Annotated in this window: 15 protein-coding genes; 3 read left to right on the forward strand and 12 right to left on the reverse strand. The window is 37.0% G+C overall.

Annotated features, from left to right (window positions below; genetic code table 11):
- Window positions 1-5: 5 nt before the first annotated feature.
- A complete protein-coding gene (locus tag A6A20_RS01785; RefSeq protein WP_279571865.1) occupies window positions 6-1,244 on the reverse strand; it encodes an ROK family transcriptional regulator in 1,239 nt (412 codons plus the stop codon).
- Window positions 1,245-1,568: 324 nt separating this feature from the next.
- On the opposite strand from A6A20_RS01785, the gene cspD reads away from it, so the two are divergent.
- Window positions 1,569-1,778, forward strand: a complete 210-nt coding sequence (gene cspD / locus A6A20_RS01790; RefSeq protein WP_279571866.1) for a cold shock domain-containing protein CspD — start codon at window positions 1,569-1,571, stop codon at window positions 1,776-1,778.
- A 105-nt stretch (window positions 1,779-1,883) separates the two neighbouring features.
- Here the strand turns inward: cspD and A6A20_RS01795 are convergent, their stop codons facing one another.
- From A6A20_RS01795 to nagE, 3 genes are all read right to left on the reverse strand, one after another.
- Window positions 1,884-3,248, reverse strand: coding sequence for an L-serine ammonia-lyase (locus A6A20_RS01795; protein ID WP_279571867.1), 1,365 nt, complete (start codon window positions 3,246-3,248; stop codon window positions 1,884-1,886).
- 90 nt (window positions 3,249-3,338) lie between these two features.
- Window positions 3,339-4,586, reverse strand: a complete 1,248-nt coding sequence (locus tag A6A20_RS01800; RefSeq protein WP_279571868.1) for a serine/threonine transporter — start codon at window positions 4,584-4,586, stop codon at window positions 3,339-3,341.
- A 307-nt stretch (window positions 4,587-4,893) separates the two neighbouring features.
- Window positions 4,894-6,360: an N-acetylglucosamine-specific PTS transporter subunit IIBC gene (gene nagE / locus A6A20_RS01805; protein ID WP_279571869.1), complete on the reverse strand. Its 1,467-nt coding sequence runs from the start codon at window positions 6,358-6,360 to the stop codon at window positions 4,894-4,896.
- A gap of 235 nt (window positions 6,361-6,595) precedes the next feature.
- Between nagE and nagB the strand changes: the two genes are divergently transcribed.
- Window positions 6,596-7,411 (forward strand): glucosamine-6-phosphate deaminase, encoded by an 816-nt coding sequence (nagB, locus tag A6A20_RS01810; RefSeq protein ID WP_279571870.1) that lies wholly within the window; start codon window positions 6,596-6,598, stop codon window positions 7,409-7,411.
- Window positions 7,408-8,547, forward strand: a complete 1,140-nt coding sequence (nagA, locus tag A6A20_RS01815; protein ID WP_279573719.1) for an N-acetylglucosamine-6-phosphate deacetylase — start codon at window positions 7,408-7,410, stop codon at window positions 8,545-8,547. Before nagB ends, nagA begins: the two co-directional genes overlap by 4 nt.
- A 78-nt stretch (window positions 8,548-8,625) precedes the next feature.
- Here the strand turns inward: nagA and A6A20_RS01820 are convergent, their stop codons facing one another.
- From A6A20_RS01820 to A6A20_RS01855, 8 genes are all read right to left on the reverse strand, one after another.
- Complete coding sequence (locus A6A20_RS01820; protein WP_279571871.1) at window positions 8,626-8,943, reverse strand: hypothetical protein; 318 nt, start codon at window positions 8,941-8,943, stop codon at window positions 8,626-8,628.
- Between the two features lie 33 nt (window positions 8,944-8,976).
- Window positions 8,977-9,375 carry a hypothetical protein gene (locus tag A6A20_RS01825; RefSeq protein WP_279571872.1) on the reverse strand — a complete coding sequence of 133 codons (399 nt, stop codon included), beginning with the start codon at window positions 9,373-9,375 and terminating at the stop codon, window positions 8,977-8,979.
- Between the two features lie 958 nt (window positions 9,376-10,333).
- A complete protein-coding gene (locus A6A20_RS01830) occupies window positions 10,334-10,579 on the reverse strand; it encodes a type II toxin-antitoxin system HicB family antitoxin (RefSeq protein WP_279573720.1) in 246 nt (81 codons plus the stop codon).
- A 96-nt stretch (window positions 10,580-10,675) separates the two neighbouring features.
- Window positions 10,676-10,912: a hypothetical protein gene (locus A6A20_RS01835; protein WP_279571873.1), complete on the reverse strand. Its 237-nt coding sequence runs from the start codon at window positions 10,910-10,912 to the stop codon at window positions 10,676-10,678.
- Window positions 10,913-11,444: 532 nt separating this feature from the next.
- Window positions 11,445-13,649, reverse strand: coding sequence for a DUF927 domain-containing protein (locus A6A20_RS01840; RefSeq protein WP_279571874.1), 2,205 nt, complete (start codon window positions 13,647-13,649; stop codon window positions 11,445-11,447).
- Complete coding sequence (locus tag A6A20_RS01845; protein ID WP_279571875.1) at window positions 13,639-13,845, reverse strand: hypothetical protein; 207 nt, start codon at window positions 13,843-13,845, stop codon at window positions 13,639-13,641. The genes A6A20_RS01840 and A6A20_RS01845 overlap by 11 nt, the downstream gene beginning before the upstream one ends.
- 10 nt (window positions 13,846-13,855) lie before the next feature.
- Window positions 13,856-14,074, reverse strand: coding sequence for a hypothetical protein (locus tag A6A20_RS01850; RefSeq protein ID WP_279571876.1), 219 nt, complete (start codon window positions 14,072-14,074; stop codon window positions 13,856-13,858).
- A complete protein-coding gene (locus A6A20_RS01855) occupies window positions 14,067-14,516 on the reverse strand; it encodes an ash family protein (RefSeq protein ID WP_279571877.1) in 450 nt (149 codons plus the stop codon). Before A6A20_RS01855 ends, A6A20_RS01850 begins: the two co-directional genes overlap by 8 nt.
- Window positions 14,517-14,535: the final 19 nt, after the last annotated feature.

Consider the following 14,535-nt stretch of genomic DNA (forward strand, 5'->3'; position numbering starts at 1 on the left):
TTTCATTAAAGATCAATTAAACGGCGTAATAACCGCCCATCTAATAATGCTTGTTTAATTAAGGCAAATGCCCCAATAATCTCTTCATCAACCAATTCTGAGGCAACCAAAGGAATATCTTTCACAAATTGCGGCAAAGCATGGCTCTCTAATGTTTTGATAATCGCAGGAAAAAGTACATTTTTAGCTTGCGTTATCTCCCCTGAAAGCACAATTTTTTCAGGATTAAACATATTCACACTCATGGCTAAAACCCGCCCAATTTGCACACCAACATACTCAATTAAATCCGTTGCAATACTATCTTGCTGATTACTTGCCTTACAAATGGTTTCAATATCATGGCTTTCCAAAGACAACCATTTGCTTTGATAACCATCTTCAAGAATTTGTTGCATTTTATCTTCAATCGCCACATTACTTACCACCGTTTCTAGACAACCTACATTGCCACATAAACAGCGTCTGCCCAAAGGATCTACTTGAATATGACCAATCTCCCCCACATTATTTTTATGCCCAGAAAAAACTTCGTGATTAATCACAATACCCGCCCCTACACCACGATGAATACGCAATAATAATGAATCATCACAATCCTGAGTTGCGCCAAAATAATGTTCGGCTAATGCTAAACTACGCACGTCATGTCCAATAAAACAGGCAATATGAAAACGTTGCTCTAAACGTTGGACTAAATCCCAAGGTTCATCTAACTGCATATTCATTAACGCCTGAATCTGCTGAGTACGACTATCCACTAATCCCGATAGAGTTATCCCAATAGCAATCAATTCTGCAGCAAAGTGCGGTTGATTTTGCAAAAATTTTTCTATTTGCTCAAACAATATCGCCTCCAACTGCACAATTTGAGCCGCCGCATTCTCTTCCAAGTGCGGTAATTTTTGCGACCATTTTTTATGCTTAATCGCCGCCAAATCCATAACCGCAAAGGTAATCGTATCCCGTCCCAACTGAATTAATAACGTATGAAAATGTTTTCGTTCCGCAATAATAGAGGTAGCGCGCCGCCCCCCCGTAGATTGTTGCTGCTCAACTTCCTTAATTAAGCCGCGTGCTAATAAATGACGTGTAATTTTTGTAACACTGGCGGGGGCTAATTGACTTTGTTCTGAAATCTGAATACGCGAGATTGGTCCTTGTTGATCAATTAAACGATAAACCACCGCACTATTCATTTGCTTAACCAAATCAACATTCGCTATTTGATGATTTTCTTTCATTCCCACTTCCTAAAAATCCCTTATAATTTGACTATTTTAAAATGAAACCAGCATAATTCCTATACTTAAATATAAAATTATCTTTAACCTCACCTTCTCTAACATACCCCCCTCGCAGACCGTCACTCGTATTAACTTTAAACGAAATGTTAAAAATTTTGTGATCAAGGTTAAATTTTTAACTTTTAATCCTTGCTTTATAGATTAAATTAGTTGAGTATTCTTTTGTAAATTTAACATAATAAAACAATATATTTTATAAAGCGGTTATGTTGTTATATCGTGTTTTTTACAAACGGATTTAATAATATTATTGAGGTCATTATGGAAGTTGGTACAGTAAAATGGTTTAATAATGCCAAAGGATTTGGTTTTATTTCTGCTGAGGGAAAGGATACCGATATTTTTGCTCACTATTCAGTTATTGAAATGGAAGGTTATCGCTCATTGAAAGCAGGACAAAAAGTTAATTTTGAAGTTGCCCATGGCGATAAAGGCTCACAAGCAACTAAAATTATCCCAATCATAGAATAACTTATATTCAAAACAATAAGACAATAGGCGAATTTTATTCGCCTGTCTGTTTTTCTATTATATAGTCGTTCCACTTTAAAATAATGCGGTATTGACGCAACTATACTAATTGCAAATCACTTTAATCGCTAATCCTCCTTGTGAAGTTTCACGATATTTTGCGTTCATATCTTTGCCGGTTTCATACATGGTTTCAATCACTTTGTCTAAACTTACTCTTGGACTGGTTGTACGGCGTAATGCCATACGACTAGCATTAATGGCTTTTACCGCCGCAATAGCATTACGTTCTATACAAGGCACTTGTACTTGCCCACCCACAGGATCACAGGTTAAACCAAGATTATGTTCCATCGCAATTTCTGCCGCTATGCAAACTTGTTCGGGTTTTCCGCCTAAAATTTCAGTAAGTCCAGCGGCTGCCATTGAACAAGCAACCCCTACTTCACCTTGGCACCCCACTTCCGCCCCTGAAATTGAGGCATTCATTTTGTATAAAGAGCCAATAAAGCTACAAGTCAGTAAATAGCGTTCAATCACATTTTCTGTAATTGGGGCAATAAACTTGCCATAATAAGCCAAAACCGCTGGCACAATACCACAAGCACCATTAGTAGGGGCTGTTACCACCCGTCCACCCGCCGCATTTTCTTCATTGACCGCTAACGCATACATATTCACCCAATCAATTACTTTCATAGGATCATTAGATAAATTATTATTAGCCTCAAGCATTCTATATAACGCTGCTGCACGACGAGGAACTTTTAAAGGACCGGGTAATAAGCCTTCAGTATTTAGACCATGCTCAATACAAGCATTCATTGTTTGCCAGACTAAATTTAAATGTTGTTGCAACGCTGATTTACCATGTAAAGCTATTTCATTTTGTCGCATTAAACTTGAAATAGACAATGCTGTATCATTACAATAATTCAAGACCTCTTGTGCATTGTGATAAGGATAAGGCACGTCAATTTGTGTCGTTTGTTGCTCACCAAAATGTGCTTCATCAACAATAAACCCTCCGCCGATAGAATAATAGGTTTGTTGATATATCACTTCATTATGGATTAATGCCTTAATACGCATACCATTTTCATGCAATGGCAAAAAATGATGATGAAATTGCAGATTATGTTCATAATCAAATTTTACCGTTGCTTTACCTTCAGCAATAGGTAATTGGCGAGTTTGTTTAAGTTGGGCAATAAAATGCGGAATAAATTCAATATCCACATTATGCGGTAAATAGCCTGCTAACCCCATAATAATGGCAATATCTGTGTTATGCCCTCGTCCAGTCATAGACAAAGAACCATAGACATCAACCTGTATTTCAGTAATTTGTTCAAGCTGTTGCTGATGAATTAAATCATCAATAAATTGTTTTCCGGCTTTCATTGGTCCAACCGTATGTGAACTGGAAGGACCGATCCCCACTTTAAACATATCAAACACACTAATCATACATACTCACATTATTGTTATATAAAATCTGCCACGCCAATTAAGCTACACAGATTATTGGAGCGGCTATTTTACCGATTTTTTATTAAATTAAAATAAGTTATAAACAACTGCTGAAATCGCTATAACTCCCATAATGCTAACAAAAACATTACTTAGCTTTCCTTGATAAGCTTGCATAGCAGGAATTTTGCGAATAGCATACATAGGCATAATAAATAAAATCATCGCAATAATCGGTCCACCGAGAGATTCAATCAAACCTAAAATACTTGGATTAATAATCGCAACGCCCCATAGTGAGAATAAAAAGAAAAGTGCGGTAATATATTGCAATTTTTTACGATTTATCGGCTGTTGAGATTGTCGCATTTTTAACAACAAACCTTCTAATCCTTCCTTTGCTCCAAGATAATGTCCAAAAAATGAACTTGTAATCGCAAGAAATGCCACTAATGGTCCAAAATAAGAAATATAGGGATTATCAAATTTATTGGCTAAAAAAGATAATATGCTGATATTTTGTTCTCTCGCTAACGCCAATTCTTGTGGTGTTAAAGTTAATACACAACTAAAAACAAAAAACATAACAAAAGCCAGCAATATACTCGCTGTGCCTTTTAAGGTTCGGCTAGCATATTGTTCTGTTAATTTAGGATCTTGATATTGCCGTAACTGAGATTGTGAAAACGCTGAAATAGCAGGCGAATGATTAAACGAAAAAACTAATACGGGAATCGTCAGCCATAATGTAGTTATAAAAGCTTCTGCCGTAGGAAGTTCACTCAACATTGTGCTATTCCAATGCGGAATTAAATAAAGAGATAACCCTAACAAAATAAGCACTAACGGATAAACTAAAAATTCAGTAATCTTGAGCATAACGTTTTCATTCATCAACATTACTGAAATAAGCCCTGCAATTAAAATAAATGATAATATTGCTCGATTTGGTGAGGGTAAGGCTAATTGATGCGTAATAAAAGAATCTACCGTATTAGTAATACCATTACCATAAATAAGTAAAATAGGAAAAATAGCAAAAAAATAAAGCAAAGTAATCACTTTACCAGCTGTTTTACCAAAATGCTCTTCAACGACTTCTGTTATATCGCTACCCGGTTTACTTGAAGATAATACAAAACGAGCTAACCCACGATGAGCAAGATATGTCATTGGTCCTACTAAAATAACCATAATAACCAATGGCCAAAAACCGCCCATACCTGCGTTAATCGGCAAAAATAACACCCCTGCTCCAACGGCAGTACCAAATAAGTTTAACATCCAAATAACATCGAATTTATTCCAACCAGTGGAAGATTTTGACACAGACATACATACTCCTATTTTTTATAAGGTTTTTATTATTTCGGCGTGTATACTAATCTTTACACCCTTAATATTCAAAAAGGAAAATGAATATTTGTGATCCAGTTAATACTATTTGGCTGAATATGATGAAATATTAATCTAGGTTGTCTAGTTATAAATGGATACTATGGGTATTGAGCGATAAAAACAGCAATGTAATGGAGTATTTATAGGCGAGATAAAGTTTAAGACAAAAACAAAGTGCGGTGAATTTTAAAATTATTTTCTAATCCACCGCACTATTTTATAGCGTTATCAAGGGAGAGATGACCTATAATAATTGTTTAATACGATCTGAAATTAATTCAGCCTCTGCCCCTAAAATAACCTGTAATCCATCTTCACCAATTTTCACATTGCCTTTTGAGCCTAATTGACGAAGATAATTTTCATCAATTTTACTGCGATCTACCAAAGTTAAACGTAAACGTGTGATACAAGCGTCCACAGTTTTTAAATTTTGTTTACCACCTAATGCCGCAATAATTTCATTAACACGTTGTTCACGAGAAGTAGGTTGTGCTGAATGAGAAACCGCTTGAGTATTATCTTCTTCATCTTCTCTACCCGGGGTTTTTAGATTAAAGGCTTTAATACAGAAACGGAAGATAAAGTAGTAAATTACCGCAAATACAAGACCTTGCACTAATAGCATATACCATTTTGTTGCCAATGGATTTTGAGCGGAAAGCACTAAGTCAACGAGACCCGCACTAAAGCCAAAGCCAGCAATCCAATGCATCGTTGCCGCGATAAATAATGAAATCCCTGTGAGTAAAGCGTGAATTACATAAAGAACAGGGGCAACAAACATAAAGGCAAACTCAAGAGGTTCAGTAACGCCAGTAAAGAAAGAAGACACAGCGGCAGCTAACATAATTGAGCCAATGGCGGCTTTTTTCGCCGGTTTGGCACTGTGGTAAATGGCTAACGCAGCGGCAGGTAAACCAAACATCATAATTGGGAAGAAACCTGCTTGATACATACCCGTTTTACCTAATACTGCCGTACCTTCCGCTAAGGATTTTGCACCACCAAGGAAATTTGGAATATCATTGATACCTGCTACATCAAACCAGAATACGGAATTGAGGGCATGATGCAATCCAACTGGAATCAATAAACGGTTAAGGAAACCATAAATCCCTGCTCCCACTGCACCTAAACCTGTAATAGACTCACCGAAACTCACTAATGCGTTGAAAATCACAGGCCAAATGTAAATTAATACAAAGGAAACAAAAATCATCACTACTGACACAACAATAGGGACAAGGCGTTTACCATTAAAGAAAGATAAGGCTTTTGGTAATTCAACTTGATAGAAACGATTATAGATTTCTGCCGAAATTACCCCAATTAAGATACCAACAAATTGGTTCTTTACTTTACCAAAGGCGGCAGGAACTTGATCTACGGGGATCGCCTCAAGTTGTGCGATAACATTCGGCGATAATAATGTGGTAACTACGAGCCAGCCAACTAAGCCTGAAAGTGCTGCCGAGCCATGTTTATCTTTTGACATACCAAAGGCAACACCCACAGCAAAGAGTAATGCCATATTATCAATGATTGCCGCACCGGATTGAATTAATAACGCGGCAACTTGGCTATTCGCTCCCCAACCATCAGGATCGATCCAATAACCTATACCCATAAGTATCGCCGCAGCTGGTAATGCTGCAACAGGTACCATAAGTGCGGTACCTATGCGTTGTAAATAAGTGAGAATACGCATAAATTGCTCCTTGTGATATTTTTTATAAATTATGAAATTAAACTCCAATTTCAGCTTGATTATAATCATTTAACTTCTTTCTTGGCAAATATCTTCTGTTTGTTTTGTGATGTACATCACTTTTCTTAAGTGAATAACAATATTTTATTGTTAATGGAGTGAAATTTTATTTATAATAATAATATTGAAGTATAATTTTAAAAAATGATATTTAATTTATGGAGGAAAAAAAATTATGCGTCTTATTCCATTACAAAATGCAGAACAGGTGAGTAAATGGGCTGCTCGTTATATTGCCGATCGCATTAATCAATTTGCCCCCAGTGCAGAAAAGCCTTTTGTCTTAGGCTTACCTACAGGCGGAACACCATTACAAACTTACAAAGAACTCATTGCGCTGTATCAGAAAGGTGAGGTAAGTTTTAAGCATGTGGTTACCTTTAATATGGACGAATATGTAGGGTTGCCTAAAGAACACCCTGAAAGCTATCATTCCTTCATGTGGAATAACTTTTTTAACCATATTGATATTCAAGCAGAAAATGTCAATATACTTGATGGCAATACACCTGATCATGATGAAGAATGTCGCCGTTATGAAGAAAAAATTAAATCCTACGGCAAAATCCATTTATTTATGGGCGGTGTGGGCATTGATGGGCATATTGCCTTTAATGAACCCGGTTCTTCATTAAGTTCACGCACAAGAATTAAAACCTTAACTCAAGATACATTAATTGCAAACTCTCGCTTTTTTGATAATGATGTGAACAAAGTGCCTAAGTATGCATTAACGGTGGGTGTGGGGACATTATTAGATGCGCAAGAAGTGATGTTATTAGTAACAGGGCATAACAAGGCTTTAGCGTTACAAGCGGGCGTTGAGGGTTGTATTAATCATTTATGGACAATTAGTGCCTTACAATTACATCGTCATGCTATTTTTGTGGCTGATGAACCCGCAATGCAAGAGCTAAAAGTGAAAACAGTGAAATATTTCACTGAATTAGAAGCTCGTGCTATTCATAGTGTTTTAGAAGGAGAAAAATAATGTACGCATTTGTTAATGGTGTCGTTTATAGTGGAAAAGCGGTGCTTTATGGTTATGCTGTGGTCGTCAATAATAAAATTATTCAAGCGGTTATCCCTGAAGCTGAGCTGTCCAATGATATTGAACGCATAGATTTACAAGGAAATAATATCACAGCTGGATTTATTGATTTACAGTTAAATGGTTGCGGAGGCGTAATGTTTAATGATGATATTTCAGTAAAAACCTTAGAGATTATGCAACAAACCAATTTGCGTTCAGGTACAACCAGTTATTTACCAACCTTTATTACCGCACCAGATGAAGGCATAAAAAGTGCGGTGCAAATTATGCGAGAATATTTAGCGAAGTACGAAAATCAGGCATTAGGCTTACATTTAGAAGGACCTTATTTAAGTGTCGAGAAAAAAGGGGTGCATCGAGAAGAATATATTCGTGCCATCTCCCCAGAGATGAAAGATTTCCTTTGTCAAAATGGCGATGTGATTAGCAAAATTACCCTTGCTGCGGAAAATCCAACAGCCAATTATATTGAAGATTTTATCAATGCTGGCATTATTGTTTCATTAGGGCATTCTAATGCAAGCTATGAAGTTGCTCAACAAGCTATTGCCAAAGGAGCGAGCTTTGCCACACATTTACATAATGCAATGTCGCCAATCAGTTCAGGACGAGCAATGGGCGTGGTCGGTGCAGTGCTTGACTCTGATATTTACACTGGCATTATTGTTGATGGATTACATGTTGACTATGGCAATGTGCGTATTGCCAAGAAAATAAAAGGCGATAAATTGTGCTTAGTAACTGACGCCACTGCTGCCGCTGGAGCAAATATTGATTCTTTTATTTTTGAAGGGAAAACTGTCCATGTACGTAATGGCAAATGCTATGATGATAACGGCACATTAGGTGGCTCTTCTGTAACAATGATTGAATCAGTTAAAAATATGGTAGAACAGGTTGGCGTTCCATTAGATGAAACCTTAAGAATGTGCAACCTTTACCCCGCGAAAGCCATTGGTGTTGACGATCGCTTAGGTTCCATAGAAGCAGGTAAGATCGCAAACTTGACGGTATTCAATCATAAATTTGATATTATAGGAACAGCGGTCAACGGGCATTGGCAAACACATTAACCAAGATCATTCACAAAATAAAGGGAAAATCTATAATTTTCCCTTTTTTATTCACAACTCAAAATAAACCACTGCACTTCACTTCTTGAGCTTTGAAAAATATTGGTTATGAATTAATTTGGCTTTTTCTATCTCTGCCTTTTGCTCCTCAGTTAATGGAATAAACCAAAAAATCACCAAAATAATGCAAAGAATAATTATCAAATAGCCTAACCAATTATTCAAATAAACCAAAGGTGCTAAAAGTATGCCCATAATGGCTAGTGTGATATACCAAAAACGAAATGCTAATGCCAATACCAACAAAACTAAAACAGACGCCACATAAAACATTGCAAAAATAATAACCAATAGAAATGGTAACGCAATGAGTACTAACAAAAAACCAAGCATCACATTTTTACCTTTTTTCACTGTTTGGCTAAATCACTATTGCCATAATTTATGACGATTATGATAAATCACATTAATCAAAATATATGCCAATATGACGACAAGCCAGAGTATCGGCGTATCAGATAAACTAAATAACATCACAAAGGGAAAAGCAACTAAGCTAATCACTAAAAACAAAATTAATGGACCAAATAATAAAAGTGTTATGCCATTAAAAAAGAGTTCAATAGGGCGTTTATATTTAGCGATAACAGGTTTAAAGGGTAAAACCAATAAGCCTCCTAATAAAGCTAAGGTAATAAACGTCAATACGCCCGCTAAAATAAGCGTTGGTAATAGACTGCTAAACCAATGAATAAGAATAAATGAAAATGCAACAACCAATATAATAGGTAAGGCAAATAATATACCAAGAATAAATAATATTTCCATTTTATCCTCCTGTTAGCCATACATACCCTTGGTTGTAACAGACAATGAATATTTTGTCAAAAATATTCTCTCAAATTTCCTTAAATAAATATTGCAACACATGGCACCTATAAGAAAATTTATAGTTAATGGTGTATTAAAATGTAATAATAACGTAGTTAAAAAGCGTTCAATCTAGTATTTTCAAGGGACTAGCTGGACTCGATCTTTAGATTTAACATATTGATTTATAACAATTTTATATTTACCAACTTAGCACCGTATAGTCATTCGTATAGTCATTCGTATAGTCATTCGTATAGTTAAAATTAAAAGTCATCTTGTTAATGGTGGCTTTTTTGAATGGTATGGCTAGTAATATTTCCTAGAATAATAAACCATAAATGGATTTATTCAACAATGGATTTAACCGTTTCGGTATCAAAACAGTTAGCTTTTAAGGCTTAATGTTGAAAAGTGGTTATTTCCAAAATGGAAATAGTTGATTTAGTTGTGTACATATGTACATAACTGCTAACCGTGTACATAAGTACACAGTTGCCAACCCTAGCTAATAGAATAGGGGTATGTCATTGGTGTATTCTTGGCTTTCGTGGTCATATCACCACAACTGAATTTATTTCCCCAAATAGGGATTGTCCACTTGGGGAAAGTTGCTATATTGGATCAACGCCTTAACCATTGATATATCAGGCTTTAGGCTTAAAAATAGCTTTATTGGATCAGGGTTAAACTGCCTATATTTTTCTAACTTCCACCATTGGCAGAAGTTGAATAGGTATTGCTATAAATTATAAGCTAACTCATCAATACGGACCCTAATCGGACCCTTTTCAGCTCTTTATCTATCTTTATTGGCTTTCTCTCAATATAAACCTTAAGTTTTACTAAGTTCTTGAATACCTTATTCTGCGGTAGTTACCATAAAAAAGCCTTGAAAACTCAAGGCATTAATATTTTATTGTGCGGTTTGCTGAAACACCTTATCTGTCGCTAATTTCGCAAGAAAATTACTGCGGTTTTTATATTCAGGGTGAGTCGCCACAAACTTATCAATATGTTGCAATAATAATGACGGCAAAGTGATATTAATTTTTTCAGCTTTTCCCATTAAATGGCTTAAATCAACATCAACAATCCCCCAAGTTAGCCCCGCATAATCTTCATTATGAATATGGTTCTCAATGGATGTCGGTTGCGGTATATCTTCCCCGTCTTTTTAAGCTACGCCATTGTTATCCACTAATGTGATTTCTTGTTCTAAAAATTCTGCTTTAAGAAATATTCAAGGATTAAAAACTTATTCACGGCGTTGCGTCTGGTTTTCTATTTCATCAACATCTACCATCATCTTTTTCCACCACTTCAAACAAGCAAAAGCCAATAAAATAAGCATATTCAGCCCCAAAATACGCTTAAACAAGCCAATGATGATGATGGCTAGAAAAGCAAAAAACTGCCAAAAACCGCGAGCCCCAACCCCGTGGAATAAGGGTACCCCCTTGGGAGTACCTTTTTGCGTATTGGCTAAAAACAAAAATCATTATGGTGCTTTTAGTGTTTAACTAGAAATAAGGAAAAACAATCTTTTTAAAAAGGTTTTACCTATTACAAAATCCACCACGAAAAAATACAAAAAAACTTTTTTATATAAATTAGCAAAAAATCATAGGACAATTAGGACAATAGGACAATTTCAGTAATATCAAGGGTTCAAGCCCCCTAAAATTGTCCTATTCGCTTAGGACAAAATAGGACAATAGGACAATTTTTTAGGACAAAATCCAAATTGGTTATTTTTTGAGTAGGACAAAAACCCCTAAAAATAGGACAAAAAGGGCTTAAAATAGGACAAAATGACCCTAAAATAGGACAATTTTTGGTTATCTATTAACCTATTTTTTATATAAATTATTGATATTATTATAATCGTATTTTTTATTGTCCTAATTGTCCTATAAAAAAATACTCTCTACACGGAAAGATTTTTAGTTAGTTAATACCAACAAAAAAGCCAACCGATTTTACTCCGTTGGCTATTTTTATTAATCGCTGTAACCTATCAAAAACTATTCTTCTTCATCTTCAATAATTGGGAATAGCATATAGCACCTTGTCCGCTTACTATCTATTCTGTGCGGTAGTTTTACCATGTATTTATAGCCGTTTTCCTTTCCTTTCATTAGCATTCCTTTATCTGATAATATTCGGCAGGCTTGTTCTTTTGGGTTGCCCTTAATCACCTCTTCAAAGGCGAGTGGGTAAACATAATAATGCTCTTTCTTGTTATCGCCTGTAATTAACATTCTATAGCCTGCTATGTTATGGATAGCCCTTTCATCTTGAAAAGGGTATGAAATAAAACGGCTTTCCGCATTGGCTAATAGCCAGCCATTGACTTGGTCAATAACTTGCTTTTCTTCCCTGCTATGTAAGCCAAATACGTTGATCCATTCATTAAAGCAATGTAATAAGGCTTCTGCGTTTTCGGTTTCTGTCCACTGTGTAAGGTGTTGGGCTAATTGTAATGCGGTTTCTAATACGGCAAAACGTCCAGCCACTCGCATTACTTGCGAGCTTGCCCCTTGTGGTAATCTTGCTAACCATTTTTCTTTTATCCCTTGATAAGCGGTTGCAATATCGTCTTTATGCTCAATTATCCATTTAATCCACGCCCTGCCAACTGCACCATAATGGGACTTGCTGGCTTGGTTGAGATGATCCGCATGGGCTTTCCCCTCGTTAAATTGATAAAATTGTGTTGCTGGGGTAATAGGCACATTCAATAACCGCACTAACTGCCCTGCGTTAGTTTTTATGCCTGCTTGTGATAAATAGCCCTCTAAATCAATTTCACCAGTAGAAAATGCCATAATTCGCCAGCGTTGTAGCTCTCGGTTTCCGCCCTCTTTTGCCCCTTGTACTTTGCCTATACCATTAAATAAAGCGTAAGCCGTTTGTTCAATGTATTTTTTATTAATGCCTTGCCCTATTTCGTCCATCACTAAAAAGCCGTCATTACGTGCGGCAGCTTCATTTGTTAGTCCTAACGCTGTGGCGTTCCAGCTTACTCGGGTCATTTCAGGGTGTCCATAAAGGCTACTCGCTATATTAGCGGTGGTGGTTTTCCCAGAAGTCGATCCGCCAAATAAATGGACGCCAAAACTTTCGGCATCTAAAAAATGAATTAAAGGGGCAGATAATGCCACCGCTACACCTAACATCATTGAAGAATTCCCCTTAATATATTGGGCTATTTCTTGTTGCCAGCTCTCTACTGTGCCTTTAATGTGATAGCCTTGAAAGCCTGCGGATTGTGAGCGAAATAATACGGGGGTGGACGGTTCGCCCACAACTTCACCATTAGGCAATAAATAAGCCCCATTTTGCCAGCCTGTAGCGTTGGTAATTGTCCATAAACTACGATCGCCCGCATTCTGTAAATAATCCGCTAGCTCGTTTTTTAAGGCGGTATTTGTGGTAACCTTTAACCCTCTGTTTTTTAAAGTTCGCCAGCCCTCACGCTCGCCAATATCGCCTAACGGTAACGCCTCGATCACTTTGTCTTGACTTCCCTCTAATTGCCATTGCATTACAATATAGCTTTCGCTTTCACTGCGTCCTATGCCTATAACTTCCACCACATCGGAAAGCCATTTTATTTGTTCAGTGATTTCCCCTGTTTCCCTGTCGTGTTTTGGAATAATGCGATATAAGCCACTTTTCCCGCCCTCTGTGCGTTTTTCTATGTAAGGTAATAGATTATCCCTGTTTTGTGTTTTTGTCGGCTCTATGGCGTTTTTAGCCACCACTTCCGCCACGCTGTCGCCTTGTCTAATCCTTGCCAAATAATCCGTTAAATCTTCTAACCGTTCACCGATATTATTCACGATGGCCAGCCGTTGAATATCGCTATTTTGGGCTAAATTTACGCATAATGTGGCGATTTGGCTTTGGGTTAAGGGGTTAGGCTCGGTGTAAACTAGCGTGGCGATTTGATAGCCTTTAGGGGCGATTTTCACGCCCTCTAATTGATTGATTTGGTGTTGCCCTAACACAATCGGCAAGCTGTCATAGCGGTTTGGGTTTTGTCCGTCCACGCTATCTAAAAAGATTTGCCAGTCTAAGCCTTGCCCGTTGGTGGCTTTGTCTTTGGCATTTTGGCGGTAAAACGCCCACGCATTCGCTCCCACCAAAATATAAAGCTCGGTTAGGGGTTCATTACGTTTCGCCACTTCGCTCAAATTAGGGGCATTGGTTAATTTATTCGCCATATTCCACCACCTTTTTAGCCAAATTAATCAAGCCTTTTACTTCGCCACTATGCCATAAAGCTACCGTAATTTGATGCTTTAATATGTCATCTTGAATAGTTTCAGGTTTGCCCGCAATGACGATAATTTGATTGCGTAAGCATTGTTCTTCAAAGGCAATGCGGTCTAGTAGGGCAAGTAATCTATCTTTATCCATTATTGCCCCCTTAAATATTCATATCGCTTAAATGGCATAGATTATCACGCATAAGTTTGCTTACGCCCTCAAGGGCTATGGCGTAATCCATTGGCTCATCATAATTAGATTGGCTCATTATGTTAATAATGGCATAGGCTTGCCATAGGGCTTGGCGTGCGTCTTTTAAGGTTTTGACTTCTTCAGCGGTTAATGTGGTGGTTTGTGTGTTTTGGTTTAAATTACGCATAAATCCCCCCTTTTACGGTTTGAGTTAAGGCAATAGGGGTAAAAAGTGCGGTTAGTTTTGTGAAAGTTTTCATTGCTAATAGTCCTGTAAATAAATTATCAAAGGCTATCGCTAAACTTCTCACGGTTTGGCGATAGCGTATAGCAGGGTGAGAAACTGCCTTTACAGGAAAACAGCCAATCGCTAAGGATTGCCCACTATACGCCATCATAGAATGATATGCTACCAATCCAAAATTGGATCGGTTGTTTTCTTTAGGTGTGCGAAAATCACGAACAAAAAAAGCACGTTTTTCTTTTGGCGTGCTGTTCGCCACAAGTTTATCGTTCGAGTTCTCAGGCTCGGCAATCGTTTTTTGCGATTGCGTGAGTAATATAGCCTTAAAACCGTTTTGTTGTAAAGCCTTTTTTGTGTAAATTGTGGTATTATTGCTAGGTTTCATAATTCATTCCTATATGTTA

Origin of the sequence: Volucribacter amazonae (assembly GCF_029783845.1) — a bacterium.
GTDB classification, from domain to species: Bacteria; Pseudomonadota; Gammaproteobacteria; order Enterobacterales; family Pasteurellaceae; genus Volucribacter; species Volucribacter amazonae.

Excerpts from the sequence above, each read along its gene's own strand:
- A6A20_RS01785 (WP_279571865.1), bottom strand. The coding sequence starts at position 1,244 with ATGAAAGAAAATCATCAAATAGCGAATGTTGATTTGGTTAAGCAAATG.
- cspD (WP_279571866.1), top strand. The coding sequence starts at position 1,569 with ATGGAAGTTGGTACAGTAAAATGGTTTAATAATGCCAAAGGATTTGGT.
- A6A20_RS01795 (WP_279571867.1), bottom strand. The coding sequence starts at position 3,248 with ATGATTAGTGTGTTTGATATGTTTAAAGTGGGGATCGGTCCTTCCAGT.
- A6A20_RS01800 (WP_279571868.1), bottom strand. The coding sequence starts at position 4,586 with ATGTCTGTGTCAAAATCTTCCACTGGTTGGAATAAATTCGATGTTATT.
- nagE (WP_279571869.1), bottom strand. The coding sequence starts at position 6,360 with ATGCGTATTCTCACTTATTTACAACGCATAGGTACCGCACTTATGGTA.
- nagB (WP_279571870.1), top strand. The coding sequence starts at position 6,596 with ATGCGTCTTATTCCATTACAAAATGCAGAACAGGTGAGTAAATGGGCT.
- A6A20_RS01825 (WP_279571872.1), bottom strand. The coding sequence starts at position 9,375 with ATGGAAATATTATTTATTCTTGGTATATTATTTGCCTTACCTATTATA.
- A6A20_RS01840 (WP_279571874.1), bottom strand. The coding sequence starts at position 13,649 with ATGGCGAATAAATTAACCAATGCCCCTAATTTGAGCGAAGTGGCGAAA.
- A6A20_RS01845 (WP_279571875.1), bottom strand. The coding sequence starts at position 13,845 with ATGGATAAAGATAGATTACTTGCCCTACTAGACCGCATTGCCTTTGAA.
- A6A20_RS01850 (WP_279571876.1), bottom strand. The coding sequence starts at position 14,074 with ATGCGTAATTTAAACCAAAACACACAAACCACCACATTAACCGCTGAA.
- A6A20_RS01855 (WP_279571877.1), bottom strand. The coding sequence starts at position 14,516 with ATGAAACCTAGCAATAATACCACAATTTACACAAAAAAGGCTTTACAA.